Here is a 16,868-nt window from a genome sequence, read left to right as displayed (position 1 = left end):
TTCAATATAATAATCTTACCAGCGACGATATGACGCTTCAATCGCTAAAACAGCCCAAAATGTTGATAAATCAACACATGCAGCGCGACTGTTAATAACCGCGTAAAAGGAGGAACCATTGGACAGACGAATACTCAAGACGCGGGATGCCATTATGAAAGCATTTATCGAATTGATGGCAGAGAAAAATTTTGAGCAAGTAACCATTAACGAGATTGCTCATCGGGCCAATTTAAACAGAGGTACCGTTTATTTGCATTATGTAGACAAATTTGATCTGCTGGATCAATGTGTAGAAACTCATTTGGGCGAATTATATAAATTATGTATGCCTAGCGATGAAAAATCCGCGCTCCCGCCTAAAGCATCGATGCTTCGCACATTCGAATATATAGAACAGCATGCCTTCTTTTATACCACTCTGATGACGAATAAAAGCATATCTGCTTTCCGGAGCCGCATGACGGAGATGATGTTTCAAAGTATCAGTGAACAAATAGACATGAATGACATTAATAAGCATAAAAACAAGGAAATTTTAGTGCAGTTCCTAGCTTCTGCTGCGGTTGGCGTAGTGGAATGGTGGATTTCCCGTTCGATGCCCTATTCAGCTAATGAGATGGTTGAAGAGTTATGGTCGCTTCTTGAGCGCAATCAAATAGCTCCTTAGCTCTCGCATGAAATTAAAAATTAGCAGCATGGAGCGACGCATGCACTCAGGGCATAGGCAGACAATGACAAAGAAAAGCAGAGAAGAGAACCGCGAGGTTCTCTTCTCTGCTTTTCTTTCGTTTATTCAGAAGCCTATCCTCTTTCGAAAGAAAAAGTAGGAAACGGTTAGATACATAATCAAGAGACAAGTTACCTTTTATTTAGTTATTTTTCAAAAATGGCTGTTTCAAAAGTGAATAGCACTCTTTTTTGCTATGTGACATCGATTTGCTGAGCTAAAGCTGTTGAAATGCATGCTGTCGATCTATCCAAATATGTTTATATTATTAGACTCAGCTGCTTGCACGGAGTTGCAAATATTCAATAATTCCTTTAAACTCCCTCCATTACATTTTCTATAGACAATAAAATTTCAATCCGAAAAATCCTTTTCTTCCTTATGAGATTTTTATGAAATAGATGGAATTTCTCCCGCTAAAATAGCGTTAATGATTGGATGAGCAATTTAGATGGAAATCTTCCCGTTAAAATAGCTGTTTTCCATCATTTTCTTTTTATTTACTGAAATTAGAAGGAGAAATTCCTGTTAAACGTTCAAAACGGTTAAAATCCAGCAATTTAACAGGAGAAATTCCAGCTAACACAGCTGCTTCGAATTCGTAAACACAGACAAGGTAAAGCTCAAATAAATGAGGTTAACAAACCAGGAAACAGCCCTGTACCCTCATTCTTATCTATATAAATTGAACTAACGTTTCTTGTTTTGGTCTTTGATTGACCAAGACCTGTAAAGGTAAGAATCCGGCTACAAAAGCGTTCACTGCGTTTCTTCAGAACAATCTTCTCGCTTCGCTTAAACTGCATTTCTTTAGTTCAAGTTATCCAGTTAAAGTGATTGATTTTTCAAATTCATTCACTATGCTTTTATTCTTTTAGATAGGGAAATGTAACTAACTCCTGTTACCAACAGAAAGAAGCCGACAAGTGAAAATTGTCGACTTCTTTTTTCTAATTACACTTGCTATACCCGCAATTGCTGCACTGCTTGCAGCCTTCAATATTGATCAAGGCAGCCGAGCCGCAGGACGGACATAGATCGCGGGAGCCCGTAAGCACCTCATGAACATGCTGATTAGCTGCGGTAGGAGCCTCTTTAACTGGGACAGGCTCAGGCTGAGCCAACGACACATGTGCTTCGTCTGCCACTGCTGTTTCCTCTGCGCTTGCCAAGTGCATCTCTAACGATTTGGCAACCGCATCGGCAATCGATTCAACCCGGTTTACGCCAAAGCCGATTGCGCCCGTCCCGCCAATCCCTTTCAGATGCTTGATCAGCAAGCTGACCTTGCTTCCATGATCGCCATAACGCAAAAACAACGAACAAACGCGGCCAAGCGCTTCAGCCATGGCAAATACGTCCGAGCCTGCCTTGCCCACATTCAAAAAGATTTCGCCTGGCGTGCCGTTCAGATCGTTAATGGTAATATAGGCCATGCCGAAAGGCGTGTTTACTTTATAAGTCGCGCCGCGCAGCACCTGAGGCCTGCGTTTATATTGTTTGTCCATCACCTGCTCCGTTTGCGGGAGTGCGCCCGGTACGATGGCTTCCACCAAGTCTGCTTCAAAATAACCCTTACCGTCCGCCGGAGGAGCGGTCTCCGAGCCTGCTTTCTCCTCTATCTGTTCCTCCGTTTTCACTGTTTTCTCTGCATTGTCAGCCTTTTCTGCCTGCTCTGACTTTGACGTAGAGAGAACCTGTACGTCGCGGCTGCCGTCACGGTAAATCGTTACCCCTTTGCAGCCAAGCTCGAACGCCAGCTCATACAGTCGGCCTGTTTCTTCAACGGTGAAGTCTGCCGGGCAATTCGCCGTTTTGGATATGGAGCTGTCAACCCAGCGCTGAATGGCTGCCTGCACGCGGATATGATCCTCGGCTGACAAGCTCATAGAAGTAACAAAATAATCGGGCAGCTCCTGCCCGGGATGCTCTTCTTTCCATTCCGCTGCGATTGGCACATCTTGTTTATCGTAACCAAGCCGGCTTTGGCGATAATATTCGAAAGCAAAATAAGGCTCGATTCCCGTTGAGGTTCCGACCATCGTTCCAGTGCTTCCTGTAGGAGCCTGCGTGATGACGGTCACATTGCGCATGCCCCGCTCCGCCACGGCTTCTCCAATGTCAGGGAACTCCGCAATCATATGCTTCATAAATCCGCTTTGAATGAATTTGTCTGCATCAAAAGCTTGAAAAGACCCCTTCTCCGCAGCGATTTCGGTAGAGGCTAAATAGGATTCGTGTGCCATAAAGCCATATAGCTTATCTAGAAATTCAAGCGACTCCGGGCTGCCGTATCGAACCTCCAGTTTAATCATCAATTCCGCAAGCCCCATCGTCCCGAGCCCGATTCGACGCTCCAGCTTCTGGTTCCGTTCGTTCTCTTCAAAATGATAGGGCGTTTTGTCGATCACGTTATCTAGGAACCTCACTGACCAGCGTGTAACCTTGGCTAACTCCTCCCAAGCAACATCGTGCTTCTCCTCGTCATAAAATTTGGACAGATTAATGGCGGACAGATTGCACACGCCCCAGCCAGGCAAGCCCTGCTCTCCGCAAGGATTCGTGCTTATAATCGGATTAAAATACCAGCTGTTCGACATTTGGTTATAATATTCCATAAAGACGACGCCAGGCTCAGCCGATTTCCAAGCCGATTCGATAATCGCTTGCCAAATCTCGCGGGCGCGAACGGTTTTGTACGCAATGACTCTTTTGCCCAGCCGTTTCCATTCGTCCAGATCGCCCGTCCACAGCTCGTCGTAGCCCTCTTCCTTCGTATCCGGAAATACCAGCTCCCAATCTAAATCTTCCTTCACGGCCTTCATGAACGCGTTGCTCACGCAAACGGACAAATTCGCATTCGTTACCTGGCCCATCGTCTGCTTCACGGTAATGAATTCAAGCACGTCGGGATGCCAGTCGTTGAGCATCAGCATCAAAGCGCCTCTTCGGCTGCCTCCTTGCTCGATTAACCCTGTTGTATAGCTGAACAGTCCGCCCCAAGATACCGAACCGCTAGATGATCCGTTAACGCCAGCGACAATGGCCCTTCGGGGGCGCAGCGATGACAAATTCATCCCGACCCCGCCGCCGCGCGCCATAATCTCGGTCATCTCCGTGAGTGTCGTCATAATCCCGCCCCGGCTATCCTTGGGAGAAGGAATAACGTAACAATTAAATAGCGTCAGCTCTTCGCTAGCGCCCGCACCTGCTGCAATCCTGCCGCCAGGCACGAGTTTCCAATCGTCTAGGATATATCTGAATTTCTCCTGCCATTCCTGCTGTTTATTGGTCCCTTGCTCCACCGATGCCATCGCTTCGGCCAGACGATCCCACATTTCCTCTGGCGTTTTCTCAATCGTCAGCGTCAGCTTCTCCACGCTGGACTCGACCTGTTCTCCGCTGCCTAATCTTACCGTCACATTGCTGCCTTGGCGGGCAATAACTTCCCCTACTTCTTTTACAGGAAACTTGGGATCATCCTTCGTTAGAACGAGCACAATATCTCCGATTGCCGTCTGGCTCGTATCTGCATTTTTCCACGCGTACCGGTCCAAAAATATTTTTTCGCTTAAGCCCTCAAGACGTTTCCCGCCAGTCTTCTCCATCCCAGCCACCTCTTTCGTCATCGTTCCGCGCTATCGGCATATGTACGTTATGATATGCAACAAGCACAATATATTGTGTTATTTAATCATTATACTATACTACATATTGATTTCCATGCTCGTTTAAACCCAAATAACGCAAGCAGTGCCGCTTACATGACCACGCTCTCGCATTTGCTTGTCCTACCTCTTTTTTAATCCGCTTCTTATTAATATTGGATGAAAAGGCAATACTGATTACAACTTATCCCTTTTACTGTGGAAGGAGCTGCACGCAATGACAATCCCTACAACGCCGCAGGCTGCTTCAGCCGAAGCCGGCACAGCTATCGCGACGCGCAAGCTGCATCCGCTAGTTGACCTACAGTGTGACCGTTCATGGTTTGATGAGCTGCAAAACCGCTTGACGAAGGGCGGACCGTGGGATGATTGGACGCTATATCAGCTAGCCATGGAAGCAGAACAAGCCAAACGGATTGAAAGCTTCGACGAGTTGCTTTGCCTTCGCTCGCTTCCCTCCTTCGAGCCGATGGAGCATCAGATCAGCACAGCGCGCAAGGTCGTGCATGAAATGGGAGGCAGAGCCATTCTTGCTGACGAGGTCGGATTAGGCAAGACGATAGAAGCCGGGCTTGTGCTCAAAGAGTATATGGTGCGGGGGCTAGCCAAACGGATTCTTATTCTCGTGCCTGCTTCCCTCGTGCTTCAGTGGGTGCGGGAGCTTAACCAAAAGTTCGGCATTTCCGCGGTGGCTCAGAAGAAGGCGCATACCTGGGGCTATGACGTAGTCGTCGCCTCGATCGATACTGCCAAGCGCGAGCCGCATCGCGAGCTGGTGCTCGGGACCGATTACGATCTAATCATTATCGATGAAGCGCATAAGCTGAAAAACAAGAAAACATCCAACTATCAATTCGCTAATATTTTGCGCAAAAAATATTGCCTGCTGCTGACCGCGACGCCGATCCAAAACGACATGGATGAGCTGTTCAACCTGATCACGCTGCTAAAGCCCGGCCAGCTTGGCGGCCAAAGCGATTTCGCGGCCAATTTTGTCGTCGACAAGCGGCTTCCGAAGAACGAAGACCAGCTTCAGGAAGCGCTGTCCGGCGTCATGATTCGCAATCGGCGCGGTGACGGCGGCATCCATTTCACGAAACGTTTTGTCAAAAACATTCCGCTTACGCTCTCCGAAGATGAGAAGGCGCTGTACGATGCGGTTACCGAATTCGTCAAGGAGCGTTATGAAGAAAGCGGAGGCGATCTCTCCAGCATGCTCTCCCTCGTCACGCTTCAGCGCGAGGTGTGCAGCAGCCGGGATGCTGTATTCCTGACTCTCGTTAATTTGTTCAAAAAAACGTCAGAAGACTCGCCCATGCGCCCGAAAATCTGGGAGCTGGTCGAGAAAATCAAGCACATTAAAGCGAATACCAAAGCGGAAAAAGCGATGGAGCTCGTCAAAGAAATGAATGACAAGGTCATTATTTTCACCGAGTACCGAGCCACTCAGGAATATTTGCTGCAATTTTTCCGGGCACAAAATATGATCGCCGTACCGTATCGAGGCGGGATGAACCGAGGCAAAAAGGATTGGATGATGGATCTATTCCGCGGACGCGCGCAAATTCTGATTGCCACGGAAGCTGGCGGCGAGGGCATTAACCTGCAATTTTGCCACCACATGATTAATTTCGATCTGCCATGGAATCCGATGCGGGTGGAGCAGCGGATCGGTCGAGTGCACCGCCTTGGTCAGAAGGAAGACGTAAAAATCTACAATTTGTGCACGATCGGAACCATCGAAGAGCACATCGTCAATTTATTGCATGAGAAAATCAATCTGTTCGAGCTGGTTATCGGTGAGCTTGACCATATCTTGGAGCGTTTTGAGAAGGGCGATGGTTCCATTGAGCAGCGCCTAGCCAAAATGATGCTTGAAGCTGGCAATGATTCGGATTTGAAGCAAAAAATCAACCATTTAGGCTCCTCTCTCAGCCGTATTCGCGAAGAGGTAATGACTGGCGACGCCAAAGTCGCTTCAAGTCCTGATTTGCTGATCAATCTGGATTCACTTGGACAAACCGTGGAGGTGCAGCCTTGAACGAGAAACAGGTGCACAAATTCGTCAACCGTTATTTAGAAGCTACCGAATGCTCGATTTTGGAAAAGTCGCCTACTCACTTCACTGTGAAACTCTCTCCCCATGCCGACCGTGAGCTAACGAACCGCCCCTATTATTGGAGCTTCGTGGACCGGGTCGGCGCCGATCCGGAGACGATGACCTTCCTATTCGTTACGGATAAACATAAATATGACGCAGCCGAAGAGCTCAAAAAAACCGAAGCAGCTAACGCTCAAGCGGAGGAAGCCGTTAATGCGCAGGATGCTGCAGCTAACGCTGCGCTTGGGCGGTCGCTTGGCTTCGTTCACGGCAGTCTGGCTGCGCCCATTCGCGTCCCGCGCGAGGATCTGTTCTTCGGCGCTCGCAAGCTTGAGCAGCTGTTTGAGGCAGCGAAAGCCAAAGGCAGCTTCGTTCATTTGTTCCAAGAGCCGGAGCGCCGCAGTGCGAACCCATTTGCCTCCACGCCCTACACGGCTTGGCTTGGTGTCAATATGCGGGTGGAATTCGCCAGCGACCGCAAGCGGGAGGAAATTCATTGCTATGGCATTTCCCTAGCAACCGGCCTATGCGTTGAACATTTCTATGATCGGTTGATTACCCATAAGCTAACGCCAAGGCTGCCTGCCAATATTCACATTACGAAAAACGGCATTTCCTTCAACAAGGCGTTAAATATTGTCGAGCAAACCTTGGAGCGCAAGCTTAAAAGCTATGACTACAGCTGGGCAGAAGGTGCTTCCGCAAGGCTGGAAGAAGAACTCGAGCGCATTAGGGGATATTACGAGCCGCTGGTCAAAAACGCGCTGGAAGAAAACAGGCCGGCGGTCGAGGAGCAATTCGCGCAGCGGCAATCCGAAATTCGCTGGCAATATGAGCCGCGTGTGACGGCGTCCGCCATTAATTGCGGCATTTTCCACCTTGAGGGCATCGATTGACAGCGATTAGACCTTATCTGCAGCAATACGCCAAAAAAAGGCGGTCACAAGGCCGCCTTCACGTGACACGTTGTAACAGCCTTCTTCAAGCCTGTCCGTTACAATAGCTAAGAGGTGATGAATCATGCCAAAAACATTCATTAAGTTTACAGCAGCCTGCGTATTAACCGCTGTTGTGTTATATGCTGGGGGCTTGCAACAGCAGCCTGCTGCAGCTGCCCAGCAATCCACTGCAGCTTATGAGCCGCTGCAGCAGCAAGCCAAGCGCTGGGTGGACGAGCTAGCCGTCCAGTCCTCTTTCGCCAAATGGAAGTCCTCCACACTCGATATTTCACCGATTGGTCCCGGAACGCACAGCTGGCTGGTATTGGTGAAGCATAACACCCAGACCGTCGGCTATCTGATTATCCATGCCGTGGAAGCAGGCGGCTATCAACTTGGCGAATATGGGGTCGGCAGCCAGCCGCTATTTGACGGGCGCACCATTTCGCGCTCCATCAAGCAGCTTGAGTTATTGAAGCCCGCAGACAGCGTTGAAGCTTTGTATGTGCATCCCCTGCTCGCTGCGTGGAAGGTAACTTCCGGCAGCAGCTCGGACTTTGCAGACGCAGCAAGCGGTGAGGCCCTTCCCGCTCAGCCAAAAGACTGGCTTAAAGCTTCCGAAACGAAGCTTCCTTCAACTGAACGTTTGCAAATTACAGGCAATGCCGCTCTTTTGAAGCATGTCGCCCTGCCCTCATTCAACACATTCGATAAAATGCCTTGGCTTACCAGCCAGCCGCTTTCCGTTAGCTCAAAATCATATTCTTCTCTCTTTGCCCAACTAAACAACAAAGAACAGCTCCGCTATACCGCTGAGCTGTTCGAAGGCCAGATGCTTTATGTGTGGTCAGTGGTTGGATATAACAAATGGGACAGCGGCCATATTTACGTTGGACTCGAAACCGAGAATAGCGATGAGCGGCGCTTCATCCCGATTCTGCTGCTGCTAGAGCTCGGCAGCTTCTACCTATGACGCTCGGCTCTGCCTCTCCACCACAGCATAATGCTGACAGGTCCCCATCCGAACCAACGCGTCAGCCAAGGCTCTCTTCGAGCTTTGGCTGACGTTCTCGTTTGCTTCCGCTCTTCTCTTGGCGTCTCGATATAAGCCACAAATTGCTCCGTCATATACTTTACGTATTCCTCGCCCTTTGCCACTTGGATTCGCTCCTCCCGCCCTTTAGTTGATGTTATCAGGTTGCCCAGCAATATTCGAATGTAAACATGCATGAGTTTTCCTTCAAAAAGCCACGATAACCTTAAGACAAAGTGAGCTGGAGGAACGATCAATATGCTTCGTAAAACAGCATTATCCTTATTTATCTGTTGCTTTGCGGCCGTTTGCAGCACGTCCGGTGCATCGGCAGCGTGGCCGCTGCTGCCTGTAGGCATGGAGCAGGACTGGGCGCTGCCTTCTACCACAGTCATTATTGACGTTGGGCATGGCGGGATTGATGGAGGTGCTTCCTCTGCAGACATCCTTGAAAAAGACATTAACCTGGCTATCGCTCGAAAGCTTTATACGATTTTGCGCAGTCAAAATATCCCTGCTGTCCTTAATCGCACGGGAGATTACGCGCTAAGCGAAGACAACCGCTGGCACATTACAAGGTCAAGGCATCGGAAGGATTTATCTCAGCGCCAGCAGCTTACGGAAGAAATCGAAAGCGATCTGCTCGTTAGTCTCCATGTCAATTGGTCCAAGAAGCCGTCGCAAAGAGGCCCGCTTGTACTGCATCAGAGCAATGGAGAGAGCAATTTGCTCGCCTTATGCATTCAGGATTCATTGAACCGACAGCAAAAAACCGACTTCCTTCCAAGGGAAGGAAAGACGTTTTATTTGCTTCGGAGAGTACAGCAGCCTGCCGTCATTGTAGAAATGGGCTTTATTAGCAGCAGCAGCGACCGCGCGATGCTGACCGACCCCAAGCGCCAGGAGGAAGTCGCAAACGCTATTGCATCAGGAATTTGGCAATACAAGTGGATCGTTCATTAAATCGCCTTCAATAAGCGACGTCAGTTTTACGAATTGCACGTTTTGCTGCATCCCGGGTATGGACTGCTTCAGTACAGCTGCTGTCTTTAAGCCAGCTGGGCCGACATGTCCGATCGTGATGCAGCTTGTATGTGTTTCCAAGTGCTTGCGCAGCACACCAATCTGCTTGCTAATATGCTCAACCGTATACACATCATCTAAAAATACGTCGTTAGAAACAAGTGGGACGCCTAACTCCGCTGCAACCTTAGGCACCACGGTTTTGTACGTCGTCCGGCTATCCAGAAAAAATAAACCATGCTCCTTGCATACGCCAAGCACGATTCGCATCATTCTCTCATCGGCCGTTACTTTCGAGCCCATATGATTATTCATGCCAATCGCATGCGGAACATCACGGATTGCATCCTCTACCCGCTTCTTCACTTCCGCATCGCTCAAATCCGTCGTTAACGCTCCCGGCCCCAGCCATTTTTTTAAGCCTTTGTTCGGTTCCATCGGCATATGGACGATAACGTCATGGCCTAAACGGTAGGCTTCCTCTGCATCCTGCTTCGTCGTTGGCATAAAGGGCATAATTGCTGCCGTGATTTTGACCGGAAGCTTCAGCATTTCAGCCGTTCCGTTCATCCCATTCCCAAAATCATCGATGACGATAGAGATCGTACGGGTATCCTTTACCGTTTCGCTCCAAGCGTGAGCTTTCATATCCGTAATTGATGGTCCCGCTAACGCTTGAACCCTGTCAGACGAGCTTCCAACTGTGAAAACCGCGCAAAGGCTTATTCCAGCTGCGAGCACCGTTCTTAATCGCGGCCTCGCTATTCCAGCAACTTTCTCCTTTTTCATGTTTCGCATATCATTCTTCTGTCTGTTCATTGCTGCACACCCCTTGCCTTTTACTATCATTGTTTGTGAAGTAGCTGGAAAATATACGAAAGCATCCGTTAACATTTAGAATTGCGTTAATCTTACAAAATCAGAGAATTATACATCTTTATCCATGATAATCGAAGAGAACGAGCGATTGAGTTAAATAACAGGATGATTTTGAGCAAAAACGGCATTTGCAAGCGCTTTAAAGACATTATATAATGAGGGCGTGTCATACAACACGAGTGGAATTCAAACCACAATATAAAGGCGATGTTACCTGTACAGGTACAACCTCGAGCACATGATGTGTAGCCGAGGTTGTGCCTTTTTTTGTTGTCCAATCGCCATGGGAGGTGCACCTTTTTACCGCTAGGTTTACATCATCATTAAAACTCGTTTAACAACAAAAAAATTTAAAAGGGGTGCACCAATGGTAAAAAGCAAAAAATGGATTTCCGTACTTATTTGTTCCTTGCTCGTTCTGGCGCTTGCCGCGTGTAATGCTTCTGAACCGAAAACAAACGAAAATAACGGAAAATCGCCTACTCCAGAGCCGGTAACTGAAGGAAATGATGAAGAGCTGAAACCGGAAGCCGGGGCAAAGCTGGTCATTTGGGAAGCGCCGGAACAGCAAGACTATATGCAGAAGGTCGGCAAAGCATTTGAAGAAAAATATGGCGTTCCCGTAACTGTAGAAGTCGTTGCAGGAGGTGACCAAGGCAGCCGATTATCGACGGATGGCCCTTCCAAGACAGCCGCAGACGTACTGACGCTTCCCCATGACCAAATCGGATTAGCCGTAAAAGCAGGCTTGCTTCTGCCAAACGATGTTTTCGAAGAGGAAACCAAATCGGCAAATCTGGAAACGGCGGTCGTCGCCTCCTCCTTCGACAACGTTCTGTACGGCTATCCCAAATCGGTAGAAACCTATGCCATGTTCTATAACAAGGATCTTCTACCAGAAGCGCCCAAGACTTGGGAGGAGATCGTCGCCTTCGCCAATACGTATAATGACCCCGCTAAAAATAAATACGCCATCATGTGGGAGTTCGTCGGCTACTACACATACCCTTTCATTGGCAGCTATGGCGGATATATGTTCGGCGACAATAATACGAATGCCGCTGACATTGGGCTGAACAAAGGAGATGTAGTCAAAGGATTCGAGTATCTGCGGACGCTCAAAAAAATTGTTCCAATGAATGCTGGCGACATCACTTACGATGTCAAGACACAGCTCTTCAAAGAAGGCAAGCTTGCCCTTAACATTGACGGACCATGGTCGGTCGCCGCATTTAAGAACAGCGTAAATTTCGGTGTAGCGCCGCTTCCTAAGTTTCCGAACGGCAATGATTCCGTATCCTTCTCAGGCGTAAAATCCTATTATGTCAACTCTTATACCGCTTATCCCGTAGCGGCAAGGCTGTTTGCCAGCTTCGCCGGCAGCAAGGAAAACCAATTGCTCAATTATGAATTGACCGGAGCCATTCCAACTAATAAAGAAGCAGGGGAAGATCCACTTATCAAAGACGATCCAATTACAAGCGGCTTCTTCCAGCAGTTTAGCCATTCCGTACCTATGTCATCTGTGCCAGGCGTTGACCTTGTATGGGAAGCTTTGAAAGCAACCTTCGTTGCTCTTTGGGATGATCCAAGCCTCGATATCAAATCTACACTCGATACTATGGTCAAAACGATTGAAGACGGCCTCAAAGCGAAATAACTGCTAAACAAAGAGCAGCAGCGCATATCACTTGGCTTCACCCTCCCATCAAGGGACTAGGGTGAAGTCCTTACTTTTTGAAGAGGAGAGGTTTAGCCTCATGAGCAGCAAAGGCAAAGCGGCAGCACTGTCCACCCTATTGATGGGACTTGGGCAATTGTACAACCGGCAATGGCTGAAGGGCTTGCTGTTTTTGGCAGCAGGCCTGCTCGGCATCTATTTTTTCGTATTTGAGCTCTATGATTATATTTGGGGCTTGATTACGCTAGGCGAAACGCCAAGCGGTTTTGTAAAAGTGGGCAAATTGACCAAGATGGTCGAAGGCGACCATTCGATTTTTATGATGATTAAAGGCTTGGTTGCTTTGCTTGCTGCGCTTTTAATGGCACTGTATTACGCCCTCAATATCCGTGATGCCTATCTCGTAGGCGCCGCAAGAGCCGAGGGCAAACGCCCTCACACGTTCAAGCAATCGCTAGTCATGCTGGAACAGAAGCATTTTGCCTATCTTGTCCTTTTGCCCCCATTTATTGCGATCGCTTTTTTGAGCGTATTGCCTTTATTGTTCTCGATCCTGATTGCATTCACCAATTACGCTGATCCCATCTTGCCGCCCGCCAATCTGGTAGACTGGGTAGCCTTTGACAACTTCTCCAAAATGATCAACATGAAGGTCTGGAGCAAAACCTTCGGCGGCGTGCTGCAGTGGACAATCATTTGGGCTGTTTTAGCGACAGTAACGACTTATATCGGCGGTGTTCTGGTCGCAATCCTTATTCATCAGCCTGCGATCCGCTTCAAGAAATTTTGGCGTACCGTATTAATTATCCCTTTTGCCATACCAAACATGGTTTCCCTGCTGGTCATGCGCAATATGTTCAACAATCAGTTTGGTCCCATCAACAGCTATTTGAACTTTTTCGGCCTCAAAGGTTTGCCTTGGCTGACCGATCCCTTCTGGGCTAAAGTCACCGTCATCCTTGTCAACATGTGGATGGGCATTCCCATTACCATGATACTGGCCTTTGGCGTATTGACCACCATTCCGCGCGACTTGTATGAAGCTGCCGATGCTGATGGTGCGGGCGCTATCCATAAATTCCGATACATTACGCTGCCCATGGTATTGTTCTCTACCGCGCCGCTTCTCATCATGCAATTCGCAGGCAACATTAACAATTTCAACGTGATCTATTTGCTGACTAATGGCGAGCCGGTTAATATCCATTACCAATTCGCAGGCCATACGGACTTGCTGGTGACATGGCTGTATAAGCTCGCACTCAATCAATCGCAGTTCAGCTTCGCATCTGTCATTGGCATATTCATCTTCATGATCGTCGCGACCTTCTCAATCTGGAGCTATACGCGAACGCGATCCTATAAAGAGGAGGACATGATCCAGTGAGAAGTTCATCGGCTAAATGGAAGCTGCGTACAAGCTATTTTATTCTAAGCGTCCTCACCGTCATCAGCGTATTCCCTGCTTTATGGATTATCTTGTCATCACTGAAAACTGGGAACAGCCTATACAGCGACACCTTTATCCCGCGCGAGTTTACGTTTCAGCATTATATCGACTTATTCGAGAAAACCATGTATCCGGTATGGTTTCTAAACACGCTCAAAGTCGCTTTTTTCTCTACCTTAATCGGAACCTTCCTCCTCCTGTTCGCATCGTATGCGATTTCGAGGTTCCGCTTTGTCGGACGCAAGACCACGCTCAAGCTGTTTCTCGTATTGCAAATGTTCCCTGGCTTCATGGCAATGATCGCTATCTTCGTCCTGCTTAATGCAATGAGCTTGCTAAATTCCCATTGGGCGCTCATTCTTGTGTACAGCACCGGGGCTATCATTACAAATGTTTTTGTCGCCAAAGGCTTCTTCGATACGATTCCGAAGAGCTTGGAGGATGCCGCGCGGATCGATGGCGCCAGCCATTTAAAGGTATTTTTCAGCATTATTATCCCGCTGTCGAAACCTATGCTAACCTATGCCAGCCTAATGATTTTCAACGGGGCTTTCGTCGACTTTATTTTTGCGGATTTGATTCTGCGCACCGAAGAACAGCGAACCCTCGCGGTTGGTCTGTACAAAATGGTCAGTCAGCGCAACTCTACCGAATTTACTCTGTTTGCCTCAGGCGCCGTGCTTGTCGCCATTCCAGTAACCTTGCTGTTTCTGTTCCTGCAGCGTTTTTTGATCGAAGGTCTGACTGCCGGAGCAACCAAAGGATAACAACAAAAAAGAGGCCTTCGCAGGCCTCTCTTCGCTTACAGCTATTTTAGTTCAATTTGCTGACGACATCCTGCGAGATATGCTCAAGCGTAATATCCGCAAGCTTATCCTCCATCGCCTTCTGGGCTTCGCTAAAAGCCGTTTCAAGCGAGGATTGGATGTGCCGCCCAACACTGCACGCTGGGTTTGGTTTCTCATGGATAGCAAATAACTCGTCCTGCCCATGGTTATGGACGGCGCTGTAAATATCGTACAGCGTAATCTCGCTCGCCGGCCTTGTCAGGGTAGCCCCTGCAACACCTGCACTTGTCGAAACAAGTCCAGCCTTATTTAACAAGCCCATGATTCTTCGTATGACAACAGGATTCGTATTTACGCTGCCAGCGATCCAATCCGATGTTAAGCGCGTTGCCTTATTCGTCTCTAATAACGTCAAAATATGAACCGCTACCGCAAAACGGTTGCTAGTCAACGTAATCACCTCCTGTCTGTTATTTATTTCAATCTGCCGTTCAACCTATCATGTAAGCATTATAGTTACATGCCGCTGCAATTGTCAATCGTTTGAAGATGCTTGAGCCACAGGTTCCGCTACAAATGCAACTTTGCCGCCTGAAAGCGAAGCCACTCTCGCCAGCGAATGTACGCGGTAGCCTTGCTGGATCAGCACGTCTCGTCCCGGTTGGAAGGCCTTCTCGATCACAATGCCAATGCCTGCAACCACTGCTCCTGCTTGTTCCGCTATGCATGCCAAGCCAAGCGCGGCGTCTCCGTTAGCAAGAAAGTCATCAATAATAAGCACGCGATCCTCCGCATTCAGAAATTTACGCGACACAGTAACCTCGCTCTCCTCTTGCTTCGTGAACGAATAGATCTTCTCCGTATAAAGATCATCCTTCAACGTCAACGATTTGCGCTTGCGCGCAAAGATCAACGGCACTTGCAGCAGGAGCGCGGCCATCACAGCTGGCGCGATGCCTGAGGATTCCAGTGTAAGCACCTTCGTGATGCCTTCCGCCTCAAATAACTTAGCAAAGGTCTGGCCAATGCTGTGCATCAGCTGCGGATCCACCTGGTGGTTAAGGAAGGAATCCACCTTCAATACGTTCTCTCCAAGGACAATTCCCTCGTCCAAAATCTTTTGCTCCAATTGCTTCACAGCAGTTCCCTCCATTTTTTAAAAATACTGTTGACTATCCCACTATATTCATGATATGATAATTTCTGTTGAAACAAGATATGCGGTCGTGGCGGAATTGGCAGACGCGCTAGATTCAGGTTCTAGTGGTGTAACAGCCGTGGAGGTTCGAGTCCTCTCGACCGCATCCTTTTCTTAGTGAAAATCAAATAATTCGTCATTAAAGTATAGCACATTATCTATCTGTTTTTAACTAACAGTTGGATGGGTGTTTTTTTTTATTGTGTTTGCCAATCATAACTCTTCTATAATAGAAAAGGTCGGGGCGTGATGCCTCGACCTTTTTGTAATAGATACACTGTTAAAATGATTGCTTTTTAAAAAATTCAAATGCCTTATCCCTATATTTCATTTGTTGCTCGGGCAAATCTTCTTCGTAGTAAATCGCTGCAACCGGACACGCCGCCTCGCAAGCTCCACAGTCAATGCATAAATCAGGATTTATAAAGTACTGATCGTCACCCTCCACAATACAATCGACGGGACAAACGTCTGCACAATCGGCTGCTTTTTCATGGATGCAAGCATCCGCTATGACAAATGCCATTCTGTTTCCCTCCCCTATTCCTAACTGTCAGTGCTGTTATTGGATTGCAGCTTGATGCCCCCTGGCTACTTCGATCCAATTCACTTATTTCAGTCACACTTTTTACGGCTTCCTTGATAAGTCGCCGTTCTGAAGCTGGCACCGCAACCGCAGGTGGCTTTCGCATTAGGGTTATCGATTGTAAACCCGCCAGTCATGCCTTGGTTTTGGTAGTCGATTTTGACACCGTTCAAAAAATCAAAGGTCCGTTTATCCCATACGATGTTGAAGAATTCCGTCGGCAATATTTCGTCTTCCTCCGTCAATAAATCGTCCATTTTAATCGTATAAGATAATCCGCTGCAACCTCCGTCTTCAACTCCTACTCGGAGAAACAGATCAGCACTTTCTTTTTCCACGATCATTTGATGGATCACTGATTTGGCCTTCTTACTGATTTCTATCATCAAAGTCACTCCTCAACTTAAAATTGCTAGAAAGCGAAGCTTGAATGGCTCGCGCCCGTTCATAGATCAGTTTACCGGGAAGGTTATAAGGCGAATTGCCACCCTCCATCAACAATGCCCTTGCAGCTGCGGTATATCTCTTGGCAGCTTTAATTTCAGCCCATTCACCAGATGAAGTTAGCGAAGATTAGCCCTTGTATTGCTATAACAGCCGGCATGCCAATTCGTAAAAGATAGGCTTCAAGGATTTATGTATACACCGTATCCGAACACTTAGTAAACATAATACTTTATAAAGTATAAGGTACCGTTTACGCCTTACTTTGTCAACATTTTTATTTACAAAGTAGATCGTGTAGGGATGGATTTTATTGATGTTCAAGGAGGGTTCCGCTCTCAACAAAAAA

15 protein-coding genes and 1 tRNA gene are annotated in these 16,868 nt (G+C 47.8%); 9 read left to right on the top strand and 7 right to left on the bottom strand.

Annotation, left to right across the window (positions count from 1 at the left end):
• The first annotated feature begins 118 nt into the window (after nt 1-118).
• Complete coding sequence (locus tag FJQ58_RS25885; RefSeq protein WP_139997759.1) at nt 119-670, top strand: TetR/AcrR family transcriptional regulator; 552 nt, start codon at nt 119-121, stop codon at nt 668-670.
• Nucleotides 671-1,680: 1,010 nt separating this feature from the next.
• Here FJQ58_RS25885 and FJQ58_RS25880 read toward each other — a convergent pair.
• Complete coding sequence (locus FJQ58_RS25880) at nt 1,681-4,338, bottom strand: adenosylcobalamin-dependent ribonucleoside-diphosphate reductase (RefSeq protein WP_139997758.1); 2,658 nt, start codon at nt 4,336-4,338, stop codon at nt 1,681-1,683.
• 277 nt (nt 4,339-4,615) lie between these two features.
• Between FJQ58_RS25880 and FJQ58_RS25875 the strand changes: the two genes are divergently transcribed.
• The 3 genes from FJQ58_RS25875 to FJQ58_RS25865 all read left to right on the top strand — a co-directional run bounded on the left by FJQ58_RS25875 (nt 4,616) and on the right by FJQ58_RS25865 (nt 8,410).
• A complete protein-coding gene (locus tag FJQ58_RS25875) occupies nt 4,616-6,439 on the top strand; it encodes a DEAD/DEAH box helicase (RefSeq protein WP_139997756.1) in 1,824 nt (607 codons plus the stop codon).
• Nucleotides 6,436-7,395 carry a YqhG family protein gene (locus FJQ58_RS25870; RefSeq protein ID WP_139997754.1) on the top strand — a complete coding sequence of 320 codons (960 nt, stop codon included), beginning with the start codon at nt 6,436-6,438 and terminating at the stop codon, nt 7,393-7,395. Before FJQ58_RS25875 ends, FJQ58_RS25870 begins: the two co-directional genes overlap by 4 nt.
• Nucleotides 7,396-7,519: 124 nt before the next feature.
• Complete coding sequence (locus tag FJQ58_RS25865; protein WP_139997752.1) at nt 7,520-8,410, top strand: hypothetical protein; 891 nt, start codon at nt 7,520-7,522, stop codon at nt 8,408-8,410.
• On the opposite strand, the gene FJQ58_RS25860 is transcribed toward FJQ58_RS25865, so the two are convergent.
• Nucleotides 8,401-8,667: a YqzE family protein gene (locus FJQ58_RS25860; protein ID WP_139997750.1), complete on the bottom strand. Its 267-nt coding sequence runs from the start codon at nt 8,665-8,667 to the stop codon at nt 8,401-8,403. The two genes, FJQ58_RS25865 and FJQ58_RS25860, sit on opposite strands and share 10 nt — an antisense overlap.
• Before the next feature lie 61 nt (nt 8,668-8,728).
• On the opposite strand from FJQ58_RS25860, the gene FJQ58_RS25855 reads away from it, so the two are divergent.
• The gene (locus FJQ58_RS25855) at nt 8,729-9,433 is read left to right on the top strand and encodes an N-acetylmuramoyl-L-alanine amidase family protein (protein WP_139997748.1); all 705 of its coding nucleotides are present in this window, start codon (nt 8,729-8,731) and stop codon (nt 9,431-9,433) included.
• On the opposite strand, the gene FJQ58_RS25850 is transcribed toward FJQ58_RS25855, so the two are convergent.
• Nucleotides 9,398-10,312: a divergent polysaccharide deacetylase family protein gene (locus tag FJQ58_RS25850; RefSeq protein ID WP_238404347.1), complete on the bottom strand. Its 915-nt coding sequence runs from the start codon at nt 10,310-10,312 to the stop codon at nt 9,398-9,400. The genes FJQ58_RS25855 and FJQ58_RS25850 overlap by 36 nt on opposite strands.
• A gap of 427 nt (nt 10,313-10,739) precedes the next feature.
• On the opposite strand from FJQ58_RS25850, the gene FJQ58_RS25845 reads away from it, so the two are divergent.
• The 3 genes from FJQ58_RS25845 (at nt 10,740) to FJQ58_RS25835 (ending at nt 14,270) form a co-directional block, all read left to right on the top strand.
• Nucleotides 10,740-12,032, top strand: a complete 1,293-nt coding sequence (locus FJQ58_RS25845) for a sugar ABC transporter substrate-binding protein (protein ID WP_139997746.1) — start codon at nt 10,740-10,742, stop codon at nt 12,030-12,032.
• Between the two features lie 100 nt (nt 12,033-12,132).
• Nucleotides 12,133-13,440, top strand: a complete 1,308-nt coding sequence (locus FJQ58_RS25840; RefSeq protein ID WP_139997744.1) for a carbohydrate ABC transporter permease — start codon at nt 12,133-12,135, stop codon at nt 13,438-13,440.
• Nucleotides 13,437-14,270, top strand: coding sequence for a sugar ABC transporter permease (locus FJQ58_RS25835; RefSeq protein WP_139997742.1), 834 nt, complete (start codon nt 13,437-13,439; stop codon nt 14,268-14,270). Before FJQ58_RS25840 ends, FJQ58_RS25835 begins: the two co-directional genes overlap by 4 nt.
• Before the next feature lie 46 nt (nt 14,271-14,316).
• Here FJQ58_RS25835 and FJQ58_RS25830 read toward each other — a convergent pair whose 3' ends face one another.
• Entirely contained in the window at nt 14,317-14,742 is a 426-nt protein-coding gene (locus tag FJQ58_RS25830) for an Rrf2 family transcriptional regulator (RefSeq protein WP_139997740.1), read from the bottom strand.
• 84 nt (nt 14,743-14,826) lie between these two features.
• Nucleotides 14,827-15,429, bottom strand: coding sequence for a xanthine phosphoribosyltransferase (locus FJQ58_RS25825; RefSeq protein WP_139997738.1), 603 nt, complete (start codon nt 15,427-15,429; stop codon nt 14,827-14,829).
• A gap of 82 nt (nt 15,430-15,511) precedes the next feature.
• Here FJQ58_RS25825 and FJQ58_RS25820 point away from each other — a divergent pair.
• A tRNA-Leu gene (locus tag FJQ58_RS25820) sits at nt 15,512-15,595 on the top strand.
• Between the two features lie 174 nt (nt 15,596-15,769).
• On the opposite strand, the gene FJQ58_RS25815 is transcribed toward FJQ58_RS25820, so the two are convergent.
• Both FJQ58_RS25815 and FJQ58_RS25810 read right to left on the bottom strand, forming a co-directional pair.
• Nucleotides 15,770-16,015: an indolepyruvate ferredoxin oxidoreductase subunit alpha gene (locus FJQ58_RS25815; RefSeq protein ID WP_139997736.1), complete on the bottom strand. Its 246-nt coding sequence runs from the start codon at nt 16,013-16,015 to the stop codon at nt 15,770-15,772.
• An 89-nt stretch (nt 16,016-16,104) separates the two neighbouring features.
• Nucleotides 16,105-16,461 carry a HesB/IscA family protein gene (locus FJQ58_RS25810; RefSeq protein ID WP_139997734.1) on the bottom strand — a complete coding sequence of 119 codons (357 nt, stop codon included), beginning with the start codon at nt 16,459-16,461 and terminating at the stop codon, nt 16,105-16,107.
• Nucleotides 16,462-16,868 lie beyond the last annotated feature (407 nt).

This window comes from Paenibacillus paridis, assembly GCF_006345825.1.
Classification (GTDB): domain Bacteria; phylum Bacillota; class Bacilli; order Paenibacillales; family Paenibacillaceae; genus Pristimantibacillus; species Pristimantibacillus paridis.
This window is presented reverse-complemented; position numbering and strand designations above follow the sequence as displayed.